At 65.7% G+C, this 18,126-nt stretch carries 23 protein-coding genes; 12 read left to right on the top strand and 11 right to left on the bottom strand.

What is annotated here, in order from left to right; translation table 11 throughout:
* Positions 1-59: 59 nt before the first annotated feature.
* The 4 genes from AUL28_RS16195 to AUL28_RS16180 all read left to right on the top strand — a co-directional run bounded on the left by AUL28_RS16195 (position 60) and on the right by AUL28_RS16180 (position 2,554).
* A complete protein-coding gene (locus AUL28_RS16195) occupies positions 60-623 on the top strand; it encodes a biotin transporter BioY (RefSeq protein ID WP_062234503.1) in 564 nt (187 codons plus the stop codon).
* The gene (locus AUL28_RS16190; RefSeq protein ID WP_062234500.1) at positions 620-1,297 is read left to right on the top strand and encodes an energy-coupling factor ABC transporter ATP-binding protein; all 678 of its coding nucleotides are present in this window, start codon (positions 620-622) and stop codon (positions 1,295-1,297) included. The genes AUL28_RS16195 and AUL28_RS16190 overlap by 4 nt, the downstream gene beginning before the upstream one ends.
* Positions 1,294-1,884, top strand: a complete 591-nt coding sequence (locus tag AUL28_RS16185; RefSeq protein WP_062234497.1) for an energy-coupling factor transporter transmembrane component T family protein — start codon at positions 1,294-1,296, stop codon at positions 1,882-1,884. Before AUL28_RS16190 ends, AUL28_RS16185 begins: the two co-directional genes overlap by 4 nt.
* 64 nt (positions 1,885-1,948) lie before the next feature.
* Entirely contained in the window at positions 1,949-2,554 is a 606-nt protein-coding gene (locus tag AUL28_RS16180; protein ID WP_058636626.1) for a TIGR00730 family Rossman fold protein, read from the top strand.
* 59 nt (positions 2,555-2,613) lie between these two features.
* Here AUL28_RS16180 and rarD read toward each other — a convergent pair whose 3' ends face one another.
* The 5 genes from rarD to cysS all read right to left on the bottom strand — a co-directional run bounded on the left by rarD (position 2,614) and on the right by cysS (position 7,549).
* The gene (rarD, locus tag AUL28_RS16175; protein ID WP_062234494.1) at positions 2,614-3,534 is read right to left on the bottom strand and encodes an EamA family transporter RarD; all 921 of its coding nucleotides are present in this window, start codon (positions 3,532-3,534) and stop codon (positions 2,614-2,616) included.
* Positions 3,535-3,712: 178 nt separating this feature from the next.
* Complete coding sequence (pip, locus tag AUL28_RS16170) at positions 3,713-4,672, bottom strand: prolyl aminopeptidase (RefSeq protein ID WP_062234724.1); 960 nt, start codon at positions 4,670-4,672, stop codon at positions 3,713-3,715.
* Positions 4,673-4,678: 6 nt separating this feature from the next.
* Positions 4,679-5,140 (bottom strand): GFA family protein, encoded by a 462-nt coding sequence (locus tag AUL28_RS16165; RefSeq protein ID WP_062234491.1) that lies wholly within the window; start codon positions 5,138-5,140, stop codon positions 4,679-4,681.
* A gap of 19 nt (positions 5,141-5,159) precedes the next feature.
* Entirely contained in the window at positions 5,160-6,113 is a 954-nt protein-coding gene (gene pip, locus AUL28_RS16160) for a prolyl aminopeptidase (RefSeq protein WP_082640517.1), read from the bottom strand.
* On the bottom strand, positions 6,110-7,549 hold the full coding sequence (gene cysS / locus AUL28_RS16155; RefSeq protein WP_062234484.1) for a cysteine--tRNA ligase: 1,440 nt from the start codon (positions 7,547-7,549) through the stop codon (positions 6,110-6,112). Before cysS ends, pip (AUL28_RS16160) begins: the two co-directional genes overlap by 4 nt.
* A 299-nt stretch (positions 7,550-7,848) precedes the next feature.
* Between cysS and AUL28_RS16150 the strand changes: the two genes are divergently transcribed.
* On the top strand, positions 7,849-8,034 hold the full coding sequence (locus AUL28_RS16150) for a hypothetical protein (protein WP_058599839.1): 186 nt from the start codon (positions 7,849-7,851) through the stop codon (positions 8,032-8,034).
* A 136-nt stretch (positions 8,035-8,170) separates the two neighbouring features.
* Here AUL28_RS16150 and AUL28_RS16145 read toward each other — a convergent pair whose 3' ends face one another.
* From AUL28_RS16145 to AUL28_RS16135, 3 genes are all read right to left on the bottom strand, one after another.
* The gene (locus AUL28_RS16145) at positions 8,171-8,356 is read right to left on the bottom strand and encodes a hypothetical protein (RefSeq protein WP_058599840.1); all 186 of its coding nucleotides are present in this window, start codon (positions 8,354-8,356) and stop codon (positions 8,171-8,173) included.
* Between the two features lie 210 nt (positions 8,357-8,566).
* Complete coding sequence (locus AUL28_RS16140; protein WP_062234481.1) at positions 8,567-9,607, bottom strand: M42 family metallopeptidase; 1,041 nt, start codon at positions 9,605-9,607, stop codon at positions 8,567-8,569.
* Between the two features lie 107 nt (positions 9,608-9,714).
* Positions 9,715-10,449 carry an SOS response-associated peptidase gene (locus tag AUL28_RS16135; protein ID WP_062234721.1) on the bottom strand — a complete coding sequence of 245 codons (735 nt, stop codon included), beginning with the start codon at positions 10,447-10,449 and terminating at the stop codon, positions 9,715-9,717.
* A 76-nt stretch (positions 10,450-10,525) separates the two neighbouring features.
* Between AUL28_RS16135 and AUL28_RS16130 the strand changes: the two genes are divergently transcribed.
* From AUL28_RS16130 to AUL28_RS16115, 4 genes are all read left to right on the top strand, one after another.
* Positions 10,526-10,966, top strand: coding sequence for an NUDIX domain-containing protein (locus AUL28_RS16130; RefSeq protein ID WP_062234479.1), 441 nt, complete (start codon positions 10,526-10,528; stop codon positions 10,964-10,966).
* A 93-nt stretch (positions 10,967-11,059) separates the two neighbouring features.
* Positions 11,060-11,491: a TIGR02301 family protein gene (locus tag AUL28_RS16125; RefSeq protein WP_062234476.1), complete on the top strand. Its 432-nt coding sequence runs from the start codon at positions 11,060-11,062 to the stop codon at positions 11,489-11,491.
* An 85-nt stretch (positions 11,492-11,576) separates the two neighbouring features.
* A complete protein-coding gene (locus AUL28_RS16120; protein ID WP_058599843.1) occupies positions 11,577-11,837 on the top strand; it encodes a hypothetical protein in 261 nt (86 codons plus the stop codon).
* 20 nt (positions 11,838-11,857) lie between these two features.
* Complete coding sequence (locus AUL28_RS16115) at positions 11,858-12,718, top strand: hypothetical protein (protein WP_156420032.1); 861 nt, start codon at positions 11,858-11,860, stop codon at positions 12,716-12,718.
* 33 nt (positions 12,719-12,751) lie between these two features.
* On the opposite strand, the gene AUL28_RS16110 is transcribed toward AUL28_RS16115, so the two are convergent.
* Positions 12,752-14,092, bottom strand: coding sequence for a dihydroorotase (locus AUL28_RS16110; RefSeq protein ID WP_374701432.1), 1,341 nt, complete (start codon positions 14,090-14,092; stop codon positions 12,752-12,754).
* Positions 14,093-14,259: 167 nt separating this feature from the next.
* Between AUL28_RS16110 and ygfZ the strand changes: the two genes are divergently transcribed.
* Genes ygfZ through AUL28_RS16095 form a run of 3 tightly spaced genes read left to right on the top strand, consistent with a single transcriptional unit; the run spans position 14,260 to position 16,264 of the window.
* Positions 14,260-15,105, top strand: coding sequence for a CAF17-like 4Fe-4S cluster assembly/insertion protein YgfZ (ygfZ, locus tag AUL28_RS16105; protein WP_062234715.1), 846 nt, complete (start codon positions 14,260-14,262; stop codon positions 15,103-15,105).
* The gene (locus AUL28_RS16100; protein WP_062234470.1) at positions 15,102-15,752 is read left to right on the top strand and encodes an HD family hydrolase; all 651 of its coding nucleotides are present in this window, start codon (positions 15,102-15,104) and stop codon (positions 15,750-15,752) included. Before ygfZ ends, AUL28_RS16100 begins: the two co-directional genes overlap by 4 nt.
* A complete protein-coding gene (locus tag AUL28_RS16095; RefSeq protein ID WP_058636705.1) occupies positions 15,749-16,264 on the top strand; it encodes a tyrosine phosphatase family protein in 516 nt (171 codons plus the stop codon). The genes AUL28_RS16100 and AUL28_RS16095 overlap by 4 nt, the downstream gene beginning before the upstream one ends.
* Positions 16,265-16,267: 3 nt before the next feature.
* On the opposite strand, the gene recO is transcribed toward AUL28_RS16095, so the two are convergent.
* Both recO and era read right to left on the bottom strand, forming a co-directional pair.
* A complete protein-coding gene (recO, locus tag AUL28_RS16090; protein ID WP_062234466.1) occupies positions 16,268-16,999 on the bottom strand; it encodes a DNA repair protein RecO in 732 nt (243 codons plus the stop codon).
* 97 nt (positions 17,000-17,096) lie between these two features.
* On the bottom strand, positions 17,097-18,047 hold the full coding sequence (era, locus tag AUL28_RS16085) for a GTPase Era (RefSeq protein WP_244493545.1): 951 nt from the start codon (positions 18,045-18,047) through the stop codon (positions 17,097-17,099).
* Between the last annotated feature and the right edge of the window lie 79 nt (positions 18,048-18,126).

The raw sequence follows: 18,126 nt of genomic DNA, 5'->3' as shown, positions 1-18,126 counted from the left end.
CAAGGGTTGCTTAAGAGGCTGTTCACCCTTTCCCGCGTCCCGTTTCGAGGAAGAAACGCATGAGCACTCGCGACATCGTCTTCATCGCCTTGTTCGCTGCCCTAATGGCGGTGCTCGGCACCTTTCCGGCGCTGCAGGTTCCCGTCATCAACGTGCCGATCACGGCCCAGTCGATGGGCGTCATGCTGGCGGGCGGCGTTCTGGGCGCGCGTCGCGGAACGCTCGCGGTGCTCCTGTTCATGGTGATCGTGCTCGCCGGCCTGCCGCTTCTGTCGGGCGGGCGCGGCGGTCTGGCGGTCCTCGCCGGGCCGACGGTCGGCTTCTTCCTCGGCTGGCTCCCGGCCGCTTTCGTCACGGGTGCGCTGGTCGAACGCGCCAGCCCCAAGCTTCATTTCGTCTCGGCCTTCGTGGCGGCCACGGCCGGGGGTATCCTCGTTCTCTACGCCTGCGGCATCCCGGGCATCTCGCTGGTGACGGGCGCTCCGCTGCTGATGGCCGCCAAGGGCTCCTTGGCCTTCATTCCGGGTGACCTCGTTAAGGCGGGACTCGCTGCGGCGATCATGGTGACGGTGTCCAAAGCCTATCCGCTGATCGAGACGCGCGGCGTCCACCGCGCGGGATGATAGAGCTCATCAACGTCGCCCTCGATCGCAGGGGGCGGCGCGTTCTATCCGGCCTCGACCTTACATTGACCGAGCGCCGGATCGGAATCGTCGGGGCGAATGGGTCGGGCAAGTCGAGCTTCGCGCGCCTTCTCAATGGTTTGCTGAAGCCGAGCGAAGGCACCGTGCGGGTGTTCGGCACCGATACGGTCGCCGACCCCAAGGCGGCACGGCGGCATGTCGGCTTCCTGTTCCAGAACCCCGATCATCAGATCGTCTACCCTACCGTGGCCGAAGACCTCGCCTTCGGCCTGAAGAACCGCGAGCTGTCGAAAGGCGAGATCGCGCCGAAGGTGGAGGCTACCCTCACCCGCTTCGGCCTGAGTGGTTTCGGCGAGCGGCTGGTGCATGAGCTTTCGGGTGGCGAGCGGCAACTCGTGGCGCTGGCCGGCATCATGGTGTTGGAGCCGCGCCTTCTCGTGCTGGACGAGCCGACGACGCTGCTCGACCTGCGCAACACGCGCCGCGTGATGGAAGCCGTCAAGGCGACAGAGCGGCCGGTGGTGATGGTGACGCACGATCTCTCGCTCTTGGAGCGCTTCGACCGGGTTCTCGTCTTCGAAGCGGGTGGGCTCGTCTGCGACGCCGCACCCGCCGAGGCGCTCGCGGCCTATCGCCGGATCGCGGGGCAATGATCGCCGATCTCTACCGTCCCGGCGGCTCGGTTCTGCACCGAATGCCGGCCGGGGCGAAGCTCCTGGGATTGGCGATGCTGGGCACGGTGTTATTCGTGCTGCCGAATCTCTTGCTTTCGCTCAGCGGACTGGGCCTCGCCTTGGCGCTGATCGCCCTCGCGCGGCTCGGCTGGGCCTTTGCGCTGCGATCGGTGAAGAGCATCCTGCCGATCGTCATTCTCGTTGGCGGGTTCCAGGCCTGGGCGGCGGGTTGGGGTGAGGCGGCGGTGTTTTCCGCCCGGCTGGCCGCTCTGCTGTTGATCGCCGGGACGGTCACCGCGACAGCACGCCCCTCCGATATGGCCGATACGATCACGACTCTCGTGACGCCGCTCCGGGTGTTCGGTGTCGATCCCGCTCGCGTCGGCCTCGCCTTCGGGCTCGCGGTCCGCTTCATGCCGGTGCTGGCGAGCGTCGCCGCCGACATTCGTGAAGCGCAGAGCGCGCGGGGGCTCGATCGCTCGATCTTCGCGCTCGCAGTGCCACTGGTGGTTCGCACTCTGAAAATGGCGGACGAGGTGGCCGAGGCGATCGACGCGCGAAGCTGACGCGGCGCAGCATTTTGGCCGAATGCGCCTTGACCCCAAAGCCGCCTCGGCCGACTTTCTCCTTATGACGACGATTCGATCTCTCTGTGTCTATTGCGGCTCGGCCTCCGGCCGCGATCCTTCCTATGTCAAAGCTGCCGAGGCGCTCGGCACGGCCATGGCGCATCGCGGCATCCGCCTCGTCTATGGCGGCGGCACGCGCGGCATCATGGGCGCCGTGTCGGACGCCGTGATCGCCGCTGGCGGTCAGGTGACCGGCATCATCCCGCGCTTCCTCATCGATATGGAAGCTACCGAAAGCGAGCTGAAGCGGCTCGACGAACTGGTGATCACCGAGGACATGCATGAGCGCAAGCACATGATGTTCGAGCGCTCGGACGCCTTCGTCGCCCTGCCCGGCGGTATCGGCACGCTGGAAGAGCTGGTCGAGATCATGACCTGGAGCCAGCTCGGCCGGCATCGCAAGCCCATCGCCATCGCCAATGTGGACGGGTTCTGGGATCCGTTCTCGAAGCTCCTGGAGCATATGCGCGAGGCCGGCTTCATCCATACGGCCCATCAGGTCCGCCCCATCATCAAGGATCGGATCGAGGACTTGCTTCCCGCCATCGAAGCGGCCGCACAGCCGGCCGAACGCGATGGCGTGGAAGCGGTGATCGAGCGTCTTTGACCGCCCTCCCCAGGTAATCCAACGCCAGGGCGGCCCGTGCGCCGCCCTTTTTCGTCAGGTCATTCTGCAGCGCAGGCTTCGGTGGCTGGCCGGCGCGCCGATCGGCGGCCCGCGAACATCGACCACGTGTAAACGGCGAGAGCCGCCCAGATGAAGCCGAAGGCGACGCCCTGCCAGAGGCCGAAGGGCTCGCCGAAAACGAAGACCGCCGTCAGGGCGATGAAGGTCGGCGCGATGTATTGAAGCAGGCCGACCGTGGTGAAGCGCAAGAGGCGCGCAGCGGCGGCATAGAGAATGAGCGGAATGGCGGTGACAGCCCCCGCGCCGATCAGAAGCGCGGTTTCCCGACCGTTGGAGCCGAAATGGTTCTGGCCCGTCGAGGCGACCCAGAGGGCAAGGCCGAGCGCCGGCAGGAAGAGAATGGCAATCTCCAGAAAGAAGCCTTCGCTGGCACTGACCGGCACGGTCTTGCGCAACAGACCGTAAAGGCCGAAGGAGCCGGCGAGGATGAGCGAAATCCACGGCAGGCCGCCGGCCTTCACAGTCAGGATCACCACACCGAAGGCGGCCAGCGCGATAGCGGCGGCCTGCGGGCGGTTCGGCCTCTCCCCCAAGAATACGGCGGCCAGGAGAACATTGATCAAAGGGTTGATGTAATAGCCGAGCGCCGCCTCCACCCCATGTCCGGTGATGATGGCGACGACATAGGTGCCCCAGTTGATCGAGATCAGCGTCGCCGTCAGCGTCATCAGCCCGAGGATGCGCGGCGTGAACAGGCGTCCGACATCGCGCAGCAGCCCCGCCTTGGCCAGCACCAGCAGCGCGAAGGGCAAGGCCCAGAGAATGCGATGGGCGACGATCTCCATCGGCGAGACATGCGACAGGAGCTTCATATAGATCGGGAGCACCAGCCCCCAGATCAGATAGGCCGAAACCGCATAGACATATCCGCGCGTGGACTCGGCGGGCTGGTCCGACATGGCGGCACCTCTGAGGACGGGACGATCAGCCCGCCTTGTATCAGCCGCACAGGCCCGCGACACCCGTTTTCCCGTGATGGATCCATCAATGCGATGAATGGATCGGGGGGTCGACGTTCTTAGGAGTAGAGGGAAACGAAAGGCGCAAGCGTTCGACCGCTCACGCCTTTCTGAGCCATCACTGTCCGGCGAACTTGTCCGTCGCGCGGATCAGCCGATCCAGAATGCCGGGTTCGGAAAAGGCGTGGCCGGCATCCTCGACCATATGGAATTCCGCTTCCGGCCAAGCTTCGTGGAGGTCGTAGGCGCTGACCGGCGGGGTCGCCATGTCGTAGCGCCCCTGCACGATGACGCCGGGAATGGACCGTAGACGCCCGGCGTCGCGCAGCAGCTGACCGTCCTCCATCCATCCGGCATGAACGAAGAAATGATTCTCGATCCGCGCGAAGGCGACCGCGAACTCATCCTCGTGGAAGGGTGCGATCGTGTCGGGATCGGGCGTCAGCGTCAGCGTCTCGCCCTCCCACTGGCTCCAGGCGCGCGCGGCACGAACCTGCTCGGCCCTATCGTCCCCGACGAGGCGGCGGCGATAGGCCGAGATCAGATCGTCGCGCTCAGCCTCTGGGATCGGCGCGATGAAGCGCTTCCACTTCTCGGGGAAGAGAAGGCTCGCGCCATACTGATAGTACCAGAGCAGTTCGAAGCGGCGCAGCAGGAAGATGCCGCGCAGCACCAGCTCGCTCACCCGATCTGGGTGAGCCTCGGCGTAGGCGAGCGCCAGCGTCGAGCCCCAGGAGCCGCCGAAGACCTGCCACTGGGAGACGCCGATCATCTCGCGCAGGCGCTCGATATCGGCCACGAGATGCCAGGTCGTGTTGGCCTCGAGCTGCGCATGGGGGCGCGAGCGACCGCAGCCGCGCTGATCGAACAGGAGGATGTCGTAACGCGCGGGATCGAACAGGCGGCGATGCTTCGCCGAGCAGCCGCCGCCCGGGCCTCCATGCAGGAAGACCACGGGCTTGGCGCCCGGCGTGCCGCAGCGCTCCCAATAGATTTCGTGCCCGTCGCCCACAGGCAGGAGGCCGGATGCATAAGGCTCGATCGGCGGGTAGAAGCTGCGCAGCGGTTCTGACGTCATCATATCTCAGTCGTGATCGGGATGCTGGAAGGAGCGGATGGAAGCGAGAAACGGACTGATCGCCGCATCCTCCTGCGTCTGGCGCACAGGAAGTTGAGCGAGAGCGTCCACATAAGGCAGCTTGCCCTCGCAGCCGAACTGGATGTCGGGGCAGATCGCGGAAGGAGCGTCGAAGGCGCCGATGCTGAGCGCGGGACCATCGGGCGCTTCATAGGTCAGCGGCGTGCCGCAACGCGCGCAGAAGCCGCGCAGCACGACATCGGACGAGCGGAACCGGTCGGGCTCACGGGTCGTCCAACGCAGCGTCGCAGGATCGACCGACGCGAGCGGCGCGAAAAAAGAGCCGAAGGCCTTCTGGCACATGCGGCAATGGCAGATGGACGCGCGGCCGAGCGCGCCTTCGATGCGAAAACGCACGGCCCCGCATTGGCAGCCGCCGGTGTAGATCGGCTTGTTGTCCAGTGTCATCGCACCCTCCTCTCGCGCCTCATGAAGCGAAATGATCGGTCGCCGCGAGAAGCCGGTCCAGCGTGCCGGGTTCGGAGAAGGCGTGGCCGGCGTCCTCTACGATCTGCAGTTCGGAGCCCGGCCAGGCGCGGTGGAGATCCCAGGCCGTGACCGGAGGGGTGACGACATCGTAGCGCCCCTGCACGATGACGCCCGGAATGCCCGCCAGCCGGCCAGCCTCGCGGATCAACTGGCCTTCCTCGAACCAGAGGTCATGGACGAAGAAATGGTTCTCGATCCGAGCGAAGGCGATGGCGGCGTCGCTGGCCCCGAAAGCCCCGACCGCGTCCCGGATCGTGCGCATGGAAACCGTGCGCGCTTCCCAGTCGGTCCAGCTTCGGGCGGCCAGAGCGCGCACGGTCCGGTCCTCGTCCAGGAGCCGCAGGCGGTAGGCCGCGATCGGATCGGCCCGTTCCGCCTCCGAGAGCGGCGCGATGAAATGCGCCCACTCGTCGGGAAACAGCCGGCTCGCCCCTTCCTTGTAATACCAATCGAGCTCGGCCCGCCGGCCGGTGAAGATGCCGCGCAGCACCATCTCGGTGACGCGCTCGGGCCGCGCCTGCGCATAGGCCAGCGCGAGCGTCGAGCCCCAAGAGCCGCCGAACAGCATGAAGCGGTCGATGCCGAGCGCATCGGCCACGCGATCGATATCGGCCACCAGATCGGGCGTCGTATTGGCGTCGAGTGAGCCGAGCGGGGTGGAGCGACCGCAGGCCCGCTGATCGAACAGGGTCACGCAATAGCGCGCGGGGTCGAACAGGCGACGGTGGGTCGGGCTGCATCCGCTGCCCGGCCCCCCATGCAGGAAAAGAACCGGCTTGCCGCTCGGGTTGCCGCACTGCTCCACATACAGGACATGCCCGCCCCCGACCGCCAGTCGCTCCGTCCGGAACGGCTGGATCGGAGGGTAGAGCGTGCGCGGCGACCCGCTCAACGCTTCACTTCCCAGGTCGTGATGCGCTCACCGGTCTGAGGGTCCTTGCCGTCCTTCAAGAGGACGCCCTCGGCTGCGAGTTCGGCGCGGATGCGATCGGCCTCCGCGAAGTCCTTCGCCTTCAGCAGCTCGAGGCGCAGGGCGATCCGCGCCGCGACATCGTCGCTCACGTCGGCCTTGCGCACAGGGTCGATCCCGACCAGCGCGAGGCTGGCCAGGGCCTCTGCCGCCTTGCCCTCGTCGAAGAGTTGATGAACGCGCGCGATGGCCGCCGAGCCCGAGAGATCGTCGCAGAGAGCGGCGAGGAAGGCCTCGTCCGGAGCCTCCGCTGCCGCAGCGCCCGCCTCCTTGGCGAAGCGCTCCCATCGGTCGAGCTCGCGCACGGCCTCTTCCAGCCGCGCGGCGGTGAAGTCGATCGGCTCGCGGTAATGCGTCTTCAGCATCAGAAGCCTGACGGCCTCGCCCGGCCAGGAGCGGCCGCCCACCTTGTCGCTTTCCAGAATGTCTGCGATCGTGACGAAATTGCCTTCCGACTTCGACATCTTGCGGCCGTCGACTTGCAGGAAGCCGTTGTGCATCCAGACCTCGGCCATCTTCTCCGTGCCATGGGCGCAGCAGCTTTGGGCGATCTCGTTCTCGTGATGCGGGAAGATCAGGTCGAGGCCGCCGCCGTGAATGTCGAAGGTGCGGCCGAGATAGGCCTCGCTCATGACGGAGCATTCGATGTGCCAGCCCGGCCGGCCCCGGCCCCAGGGACTGTCCCAGCCGGGCTCGTCTGCGGCCGAAAGCTTCCACAGGACGAAATCGGCCGGATTGCGCTTGTGCGCCTCCACCGCGACACGCGCGCCGGCCTGCTGGTCCTCCAGCTTGCGATGCGACAGCGCGCCGTAGGTCGGCATGGAGCCGACGTCGAACAGCACTTCGCCGTCCGCGACATAGGCATGCCCGCGCGCGATCAGCGTCCCGATCATCGACACCATATCCGGCAGCCCGTCGGCGCGCGGCGTGACGAAGCCCGTCGCGCGCGGCTCGTAGGTCGGGCGCAGCGTGCCGAGCGCCGCGACATCCTTATGGAACTGCGCGGCCGTTCCCTCCGTCACGCGGGCGATCGCCTCGTTGAGCGGCAGGTCGGGATGGTCGCGCAGCGCGCGCGCGTTGATCTTGTCGTCCACGTCCGTGATGTTGCGGGCATAGACGACCCGGTCCGCGCCATAGAGATGGCGCAGGAGACGGAAGAGAATGTCGAAGACGATGACCGGGCGCGCATTGCCGATATGGGCGAAGTCATAGACGGTCGGACCACAGACATACATGCGCACGCGCCGATCGGCCTCCGCGCAGTGATCGCACGAATGGCGCCAATCCAGCGGCACGAAGCGCTCCTTGCGGCGCGTCAAAGTGTTGGTCAGGAAAAGGCCACGAAATCCGTCGTCCAAAACCCTAGTCTCCAGCTGAGCCCGATCCGGGCTGAGGCCGATCTGCTACAGCCAAACGACTTCCCGCACAAATGGCTTGGCGCTCCCGATCACGTGAAGCCTTTCGCCTCGAAAGCGCCGCAAAGACGCAAGGCACCGGGTAAAGTCTTGCCGCAGTGCATCATGTCACGCTCACGCAACATCACCGGACTGCAACGATATGTTAAGTATAGATTCAGGGATTTTTCAGCCAAATGCCTCTAATCTGACGCAATCAGACTGTTTCTTGCTTTCACCCCATTAGCATGTGAGCCTTCACAATGAGCCGCGCCAACATCGTCTTCAAATCCCGCAGCGAACGCGACCGGGAGCGTGAAAACGATCTTCTCAAGAATTATCGCGAGATCGGCATTGCCGCGATCGCCGCAGCCGCGCACAAGTCCTGCCGCGGCGACGGCATGAGCGAGGCCAAGCCTCAGGCGGCCAACTCTCAGAAGGCGAAGTGACCGGCGCATTGCCGACCGACACATTCGATCAAAGGCCTTCAGGCCATGCGCGGGTCATAAAGGCCCGCGTTTTTGTTTCGAACGGTCGGTGAATCGATCGTCCGCGCCTGCCGTCGGAAACCGAACTGACCGAGCGTCAACCACCGAGCAGCGCGAACAGTGCTCCAAACAGCGTGACCCCCGCAATCGGAGCCACGAAGAGCAGCAGAAGATTGGCGGCCATGATCCACATGAGAAGCGACTCCTGCTTCTCGGTTAGGCGGCGCTCCGGCTTCTCGGGCCATTCGGGCGGCAGCCATTCCCGCTTTTCGTCGAGATACATGAAACCCTCCGCCTGACCTGATCGGGCTCGGACGGTGACGCGGTGCCGGCGCAAGCGCGCGCAAATCACCCGTTCGGCGCATCATCCGTTGGGGGAGAGATAGGCGAGCGAATCAGCTCGGCCAGCGCGGCGACCCCTTGGACGGCGGGACGCGTCCAAAGGTCGCCGCGAAACGGCGAGCGGACACCACGCCCCGCCCGCCGAGGGGTTTCAATGCGTGGCGAGGAAGGCTGCCAGAAGATCGCGCGCGGCGATGGCGTCGCGCTTATCGATCATCTCGCCGACCGTGTGGATGTAGCGGGTGCCAACGACGATGCCGATGGCGCGCGCGCCGCTCGCGGCCTGTTGCAGCGACGCGCCGTCCATGCCGCCGCCGGCGAGGATCGTGCGCTGCACGGGGATCGACCCGGCTTCGGCCACCGTCTCGAACTCTTCCACCAGCGCCATGTCGGAAATGAAGGAGCCGTCCTTCATGTGCAGGCCGACGCCCTTGCCGAGTTCGGTCGTCTTGTCCTTTTCCGGCACGCCAGGAGTGTCGCAAGCGAGCGTCGTGTCGACGCCGATGCCGATATGCGGACGCTTGGCGAAGGCAACGGTCTTGGCGCCGCGCAGGCCCACTTCCTCCTGCACGGTGAAGGCGACCGTCAATTCGCAGCGGTGCGAATGGCCGTCCTTCAGGAGCTTGCGGACCGCTTCCAGACCCAGCCAACAGGCGATGCGATTGTCGATCGCCTTGGAAACGATGCGCTCGGAGCCGAGTTCAAGGAAGGGCTCGTCCATCACCACGAAATCGCCGACGCGGATCTTGTTCTTGGCCTCTGCGCCGAGTCCGAGATCGACGAAGAACTCCGTGGGCTCCGGCACTTTCTTGCGGTCTTCGGGTGCCGAAATATGCACTGGCTTGCCCTCGGCCATCATGACGCCCTTGTAGTCTCCCTTGGAGGTACAGACGAGGACGCGGCGCGAGAACAGATTGCGCGGGTCGAAGCCGCCGACCGGCGAGACGTTGAGGAATCCCTTGTCGCTGATATGGCTGACGAGAAAACCGATCTCGTCCATATGGCAGGCCAGCATGATGCGCTCGGGATCATCCCCCTGGCCCTTCCGGGTGCAGATGAGATTGCCCATCACATCGGTCTCGATCGTGTCGAACAGATCCTGCGCCTCGGCGGCGATGAGATCGCGCACACGGTGCTCATGGCCGGGCACGCCCGGCATCTCGCACAAGCGCTTGAGAAGATCGATGTTCATGCGGGGAAGCTCCGTTTGGACGGCATCGGGCGCGGGTCTCGCGCCGCGATCCAGGCGGGATGAATGGGATCGGCTATTTCATCGAAAGGCTGTATCGCGCAACAGGTTCAGAACAACGAACCTTGCGCGGGCGGCGGCTCGTTGCCCGGCTGATCGGCGCGCTCCTGCACCTCCGGCCCCATATTGGCAACGGTGTTCACGCGGTCGGACACCGGTACGGGCTCGAAAAAGCCCTCCGGCGCGGGGCTCAAAAGATCGGCGACATCGCGCGGTTCGCAGTCCCGACAATCGAGCCAACGCTCCGCCTCGCCCGGCGCAATCACGATCGGCATCCGCTCGTGAATGTCGCGAAGGTCCGCATTGGCGGCTGTGGTCAGGATCGTCGCCGTATCGATCTCGCTGCCATCGGGCGCGAGATAGGTCTCGCACAACCCGGCAAAGGCGATCGGGCCCGGCTCGGTGGGGCGAACGAAGAACGGCGTTCCGCGCCGACCGCCATCGCGCCGCCATTCGTAGAAGCCGCTGGCGGGAACGAGGCAGCGGCGATGGCGAAACGCGGCCTTGAAGCTGTTGCGCTCATGCGCGGTCTCGGAGCGCGCGTTGAACAGAAGCGGGATGGCGGACGGGTCTTTCGTCCAGGAGGGAATAAGACCCCAGCGCGCGAGATGGCCGATCCGGCGCACCACGCCCTTTTCGCCGCGCCGGTGCTCGTCGGCGCGCAGCACCAGAACGGGCTGCGTCGGCGCGATATTGTAGCGCGGCGGGAAAGGCTCCAGCGCGTCCACGAGGAAGCGCTCGGAAATCGCGCGCGGAGGATCGGTCAAGGTGAAGCGGCCACACATGGAGCGCAAGGTGGCGCGCCCCCCCGCGACGCGCAAGGGCTGGCCTGACGCTGTGGCAGGCAGTAGAACTTCCCCCATGAACGCCCCCCGCCCCGTCGTCGCCGTTTCCATCTGCATCTTTCGCGGCGAGGAGGTGCTGCTCGTCCTGCGCGGCCGAGCCCCCTTCGCCGGCCTCTGGAGCCTTCCGGGCGGGCGGGTGGAGCTCGGCGAGCGGCTGGAGGATGCGGTGCGGCGCGAGGCGCTGGAGGAAACCGGCCTTCCCGTCGCGGAAGTGGCGTTCGTCCAGATTCACGAGGCGATCGATGCGCCAAACGGCGCTCATGCCGTGATCGCGGTGTTTCGCGCGCTCGCGGCGGCTTCACCCGACACGCCCCCGCAAGCGGCCGACGATGCGGCCGACGCGCGCTTCGTGTCGCTGGCGGAGCTGGAGATGCTATCCCAAACCGGCGCGACCACGGATGGCTTGCTCGACGTCATTGCGGCGGCCCGAAAGCATCACGGGACCGCCCCGCGATAACCTTAATGCGGGGATGTTGCGGACCTGTCCCGGTGCGTCTTGCAATCTCCTTAATCCACCGGCAAACCTCGCCTCATGAGTTTCAGGCGTTCTTTGCCGTCCCTAGTTTGCGCTTTCAGTCTTCTGTTCGGCCTCCTGCCGGCCGGCGTGGCAGCGGCGCAGGACAAGAAAGCCAAGCCGGACGAGGCCAAGCCTGCGGCCGAGGACATCGTGAAGCCGACCAACGCCGCCTATATGAAGCCGCTCGGGCGGCTAGCGACGATTCTCGGCTCGATGCATTTCCTACGCGGGCTCTGCGGGGATGCCGATGCCGTCGTCTGGCGCGAGAAGATGGACGACATCCTGAAGACGCAGGCGCCCAACGAGGCAGACAAGCGACTTCTCGTGGCCAGTTTCAACCAGGGCTACCGCTCCTTCGCCTCGACCTATCGAAACTGTACCCCGGCTGCGACGGTGGCCATGGAAAGATACCTCGAAGAAGGTGCGAACCTTTCGCGAGAGATCAGCGCAAGGTACGGGAATTAAGATTGCATTAAGAACGGAGCTTTGCCGCTCCGTTTCGACCCGCGCATGAGGCGCGGGGCTGAACTTGAAAGATGGAGACATCGGCATGATCGACCTGCACGGTTCCGAACTCGACGAGATGATCATCGCCGAAAAGAAACAGGTCGCCATCGAGTATCATAACGAGGCTTGGGCGGACGGGATCTCCGACGGGATCGAGACCGAGATCCTGGCCGAGACGGCGATCTCGACCGCCGTCACCGAACTCGTGCGCCGCTACGGCGAGACCGAGGTGCTCGACATGATCGATTCGCTGCGCAAGCGCATCGAATTCGGCGAGTTCCGCCACGACCGCTCCCTTCAGTAGGCCTTCCCAAGGATCTCTCCATGCGACCCCCCTCATTCCGCGTGTTTGGGCTGATGGGGGCGCTGGCCATGGCGGTCGGCGTCTCCTCCTCCGCCCTCGCCTTTTCGCAGATCACCGATCAGGACGGCGCCGCAGCCACACGGCAGGGCGGCATCGTTTCCGTGCCGCTGCCCCCGGTTCCCGGTACCGAGCCCGCGCCGCCGGCCGCACCGCCCGCGACACCGCCGGGCGAGGCTCCTCCCGCCGCCGCGCAGCCCGCGCCCAACAGCCCGCCTGCAACCGAGCGCCCGCCGGAAGCCGCTCCGCCCGCCCCGGCACAGGCCGCCCCCACAGCACCAGCCAGCGGACCTGACGCCGGCAAGGTGGCAGACCCGGACAAGACCGCGAGCGCCCCCCCCGTCAGCGACGTTCCGCCGGCCGAGATCCTCTATGGCGAAGACAAGCTGCCCGCCCCGGTGCGCGATCTCAGGCGAAAGCTGATCGAAGCCGCCAAGACCGGCGAGATCGAGAAGCTTCGCCCGCTCCTGGAAACCGGCTCGGAAGCCACGGCCGTTTCCACCAGCGACGACGGGCAGGACCCGATCGAAATTCTCAAGAACGCCTCGGGCGACGGCCAAGGCGTCGAGCTTCTGGCGATCCTGCTCGAAACGCTTCAGGCGGGTTATGTCCGGCTCGATCCGGGCGGCGAGAACGAGCTGTATATGTGGCCCTATTTCACGCAGGTGAATCTGGAAAAGCTGACCAAGCCGCAGCTCGTGGAACTATTCGAACTCGTGACCGCCGGCGATTACGAGCGCATGGTCGGCAACGGCTCCTATGATTTCTACCGCGTCGGCATCTCGCCCGAAGGTCGGTTCGAGTTCTTCATCGCCGGCGACTGAGCGTCGCCGGCTTTTCTGTCTTAGGTTTGCGCCTCAGGCGCGCGGCGCGAGGGTCTCCACGAAGCGCGCCGCCTCGCCCTGTGCGGTCTCGACCAGCGCCCCGTCCCACATCACGCGCCGTCCGCGCACGATCGTGCCGACCGGCCAGCCCATGACCTCGCGCCCGTCATGCGGCGTCCATTGCGACTTGGAGCCGATCCACTCGTTGCGGATCGTCTCGCGGCGCTTGAGATCGACAATGGTGAAATCGGCGTCCCATCCGACCGCGATCCGCCCCTTGCCCGAAAGGCCGAAAATGCGTTGCGGGCCGGCCGAGGTCAGGTCCACGAAGCGCTCCAGCGACAGACGGCCCTTGGCCACATGGTCTAGCATGACCGGCACCAGCGTCTGCACGCCTGTCATGCCCGAGGGCGAGGCGGGATAGGGCTTGGCTTTTTCCTCCAGCGTATGGGGCGCATGGTCGGAGCCGAGAACATCCACGATCCCCTGCTCGATGCCGAACCAGATGCCGTCGCGATGCTTCGCGTCCCGCACGGGCGGGTTCATCTGAAGCTTGGTGCCGAGCCTGAGATAGTCGTCCGCCGTCAGCGTCAGGTGATGGGGCGTCGCCTCGCAGGTGGCGTTGGTCTTGTGCTCGGCAAGGAAGAGAATCTCCTCGGCCGTCGAGATATGAAGCACATGGATGCGCGCGCCGGTCTCCTCGGCAATACGCACCAGACGCTCCGTGCATTGCAGCGCCGCCACTTCGTCGCGCCAGATCGGATGCGAAGACGGATCGTTCTCGACACGCAGGCCAAGGCGCTCGCGCAAGCGGAATTCGTCTTCCGAATGGAAGGCCGCGCGGCGACGGGTGCGCTTCAGGATTTCGCGCACGCCCTCGTCGTCTTCCACAAGCAGTGAGCCCGTGGACGAGCCCATGAAGACCTTGATGCCGGCCGCACCCGGCAGGCGCTCCAGCTCGGCCACATCGGGGGCGTTCTCGCGCGTACCGCCGACCCAGAAGGCGAAATCGCTGTGCATTCGGTGATGGCCACGCTTCACCTTGTCGGCCAGCGCCGCCTCGCTGGTGGTGAGCGGGTCGGTATTGGGCATTTCGAAGACGCAGGTGACGCCGCCGAGCACGGCCGCGCGCGAGCCCGATTCGAGGTCTTCCTTATGCGTCGGGCCGGGCTCGCGAAAATGCACCTGGCTGTCGATCACGCCGGGCAGGATGTGCAGCCCCGTGCAGTCGATCTCCTCCCCGCCGCTGCCAGCGGAAATCGAACCGATAAAGGCGATGCGCCCGTCGCGGATGCCGATGTCGCGCGGACCCGTCCCGTCCTGATTGACGACGGTTCCGCCTCGCAAAACCCGCTCGAACCCTTTGCTCATCATCCACTCCTTGCTTCTTTGCGCCGTTCCGTCAGATACGATCCCCACGCCTTCTAGAGGCAGTTGGGAAGCATGGACAGGCCTGTCGGGTCCGGCTCTCCAACTGTCGGGGCCGAAGCTTTCGGACGTCGAAGCTTCGATCGCCAAACGCCGCAATGGGACGCAAGCTTATGCCCTCCGCTCGCCTGACCGACCGCGCCGTGCTCATTCTGTCGGGTGCCGACGCGCAGGATTTCCTGCAAAATCTCGTGACCGCCGATCTGGGCAAGCTGACGCCGGGCGAAGTCCGCCCGGCCGCGCTGTTGACGCCTCAGGGCAAAATCCTGTTCGATTTTCTCGTGAGCCAAACAGGCGAGGCGCTGCGGCTGGACGTGGCAGCGGGCGCGCGCGGCGATCTCGCCAAGCGGCTGACGCTCTACAAGCTGCGCGCCAAGGTCGAGATCAAACCGTCGGACGAAGCCGTCGCAGCGCTTTGGGGCGAGGATTCACTCGGTCCAGAGGCTCTGATCGATCGCCGGTTTCCAGACGGCGTATTTCGGGTCTATGGCGCAGCGGCCGAGGCGGCCGGAGAGGATGCGGCCGGGTTCGAGCGCCTGCGCCTGTCGCTCGGCATCGCGGAAGCCGAGCGCGACTTTCCCGCCTCCGATGTTTTCCCGCATGACGTGCTGCTTGATCAGAACGAGGGCGTTTCCTTCAGGAAGGGATGCTATGTCGGGCAGGAGGTCGTCTCCCGAATGCAGCATCGCGGTACGGCCCGCCGCCGCATCATGGTGCTGCGGGCCGAACGGCATCTGACGCCGGGGGCGTCCATCGAATCCAGCGGCAAATCGCTCGGCACGGTTCTCTCCGCGAGCGAATCTCTGGGCATCGGCATGATCCGGATCGACCGTCTGGCGGACGCGCTCAGGGCCGGACAGACGCTCTCGGCAGACGGCGTTCCCATCGAGGCCGAGGTGCCGGCCTGGGCCGGCTATACGTTGCCCGATGCGGGAGAAGCGGGCGACGGAGAAGCATGACACGTCAGCCTGCGCCCCCGCGAAAAACCACGCCGCCTCGCGTTTGGCAGCGGATGTTGTCGGGCCGCCGGCTCGATCTGCTCGATCCCTCGCCGCTCGATGTCGAAATCAGCGATATCGCCCATGGGCTCGCGCGCGTTGCACGCTGGAACGGCCAGACCACGGGCGATCATGCTTTCTCCGTCGCCCAGCATTCGCTGATCGTGGAAGAGATCGTGGCCGGGTACGAGCCCGATCCGCGCTGGCGCCTCGCCGCGCTCCTTCATGACGGGCCGGAATATGTCATCGGAGACATGATCTCGCCGTTCAAGGCCGTGCTCGGTGGCGATTACAAGGGGATCGAAGCGCGTCTTCAGGCTGCGATCCACCGCCGCTTCGGCCTGCCCGAGCGCCTGCCCGCGCCGATCCTGCGCCTGATCAAATCGGCCGATCGGCAATCGGCGCATTTCGAGGCCAAGCTTCTGGCGGGCTTCACGCCCGAAGAGGCGACCCATCTGTTCGGGCAGCCCGGCGCGGGCGCAATCGATGAGGCCCGCTTTCTCCCCCTGCCCGCCTCGGAAGTCGGCGCGCTCTTTCTGCGCCGCTTCGACCAGCTCGACGCCGCGCCTCGCCTCTCCTCCTCGCCGCCCAAGAAGGTGCCGTCATGACCTATCTCGTCGTCTCCTCCCTCGCCGATCTGCCCGGCACCGTCGCCACCCATGGCGCGCTCGATGTCGTCACGCTGATCAATGCCGACACGCCTGTCGAGCGCCCAAGCGGCATCGCCCCCGAGCGGCACTTGTTTCTCGGGATGAACGATATCTCCGCTCCGTCCGAGGGGCTGACACAGCCCGGTGAAAACCATCTCGACCAGCTCCTGGAATTCGGCCTGCGATGGGACCGTCACCAACCGCTCGCCATCCATTGCTGGGCCGGCATCAGCCGCTCCACTGCGGCGGCCTATATTCTGGCCTGTGCGATCAACCCGGAGTTGGACGAGATGAAACTCGCGCAGGAACTGCGCCGCCGCGCGCCTTCGGCGACGCCCAATGCCCTTCTGGTTTCCCTCGCAGACAGCCGGCTCGGGCGGCAGGGTCGCATGATCGAGGCGATCCGGTCCATCGGGCGCGGCGAGAACGCCTTCAGCGGAACGCCCTTCATCCTGCCTTTGGAACTCTGAGGCCTATCCCGCTGACAGACCCCGCTCGATCGCTCCCAGCGTGCCGTTTCGCGACACCGGCTCATCGATCGCGCGCGGCTCCCAGACATGGCGCGCCAGAAAGAAGCGCGTCATCCTGAACCCCTCGATCAGACCGTCGCCATCCAGCGTCTCGTCCGCGCCGACCAGAAAGCCGGGCAGCGGTAGCAGCCTGTCCTTCCAGGGCTCACCGGCCTCGCGGCTGACGGCGCGGCCGGATTTCGGCGAAACATAGACGAGATCGTCCCGCCGGCCGGATGCGGCGCATTGCTCGAGATCGAGCCCGAACCCCAGATCCTCCAGCAGCATGACCTCGAAGCGCAGCATGAGAGCGCCAGCCAGAAGCGGTGTGCCCAGATGCGAGACGATCGTCTGAATGGCGTCATAGAGGCGCGGATGCGGGTCGCGCTCGGGCAGAAGCCGGATATGGGCTGCCAGCAGCTGAATGCCGTGAAGGCCGATGGCGCTTTCCATGAGATGCGCGGCTCTGAGCTGTACGGGCTCCACCGTCATGAAACCCAGATGCTCGTCCAGCCGGGCGCGCCATGTCGCCTCGACCTGATTGCCTGGCTGGAGAACCGGCTGAAGCTTGCGCGAGCGCCCGCCGCGCACGAGGCCGAGATGCCGGCCGCGATCGCGCGTCATGATCTCCGCAACGGCGCTGGTCTCGCCCTGGCGGCGCACGCCGAGCACGATGCCTTCCTCGCGCCATTCCATAGATCAGCCTTCGAATCGAACGAGCCGCGAAACAGGAGGTTTCGCGGCTCGTCATTCGTAGAATTTAAGGTCTTGCGAACCCGGCTTCAACGTCGCGTCAGGACGAGTAGTCGAGCCCCATTTCGCGATAGCGCTCGGGATCGTCGCCCCAGTTCTCGCGCACTTTGACGAACAGGAAGAGATGCACCTTCTGCTCGGCGGCTTCGGCAATTTCCTTGCGCGCGGCCTGCCCGATCGCCTTCACCGTCTCGCCCTTGTGGCCGAGCACGATAGCCTTCTGCGAGTCGCGCTCGACATAGATCGTCTGCTCGATGCGAACCGAACCGTCCGGCCGGTTTTCCCAAAGCTCGGTCTCGACCGTCGAGGCGTAGGGCAGTTCCTGATGCAGGCGCAGGAAAAGCTTTTCGCGTGTGATCTCGGCGGCGAGCTGGCGCAGCGGCAGATCGGAAATCTGATCCTCGGGATAGTACCAAGGCCCTTCCGGGAGGCGCTGGGCGAGATAGGCCATCAGATCGTCGCAGCCCGAGCCGTTCAGAGCCGAGATCATGAAGACGCGCTCGAACTCGCCCTTGGCCGAGATTTCCTGCGTCAGGCCCAGAAGCTTCTCGCGCTTGATCTGATCCACCTTGTTCAGAAGCAGGATCTTCGGCTGCTTGACGTCCTTCAAGCGCTGCAGAATGGCCTCGACCTCTTCGCTAACGCCGCGCTGGGCATCCACGATCGGCAGGACGAGATCGGCATCCTTGGCCCCGCCCCAGGCCGTCTTGACCATGGCGCGGTCCAAGCGGCGCTTGGGGCTGAAGACGCCCGGCGTATCCACGAAGACGATCTGCGTGCGGTCGCGGATCGCAATGCCGCGCACCAGCGCGCGTGTCGTCTGCACCTTGTGCGTGACGATGGAAACCTTGGTGCCGACGAGCTGGTTGACGAGCGTCGACTTGCCGGCATTGGGCGCGCCGAGAAGCGCCACGAAGCCCGAATGGGTCGGGCCGGTCGCCGTGTCAGTGCCTTCGGTGGCAGGTTGGTCGTTCGGCAGGTCGTCGGTCAATAGGATCTCCTTGTTTCGGCCGATGCTTGACGGCCCTTTTAGCATGTCGGACGCCGCTCGGCTCCTGGTCGCAGGCGTC

This window comes from Aureimonas sp. N4 (assembly GCF_001463925.1).
Classification (GTDB): Bacteria; Pseudomonadota; Alphaproteobacteria; order Rhizobiales; family Rhizobiaceae; genus Aureimonas; species Aureimonas ureilytica_A.
This window is presented reverse-complemented; position numbering and strand designations above follow the sequence as displayed.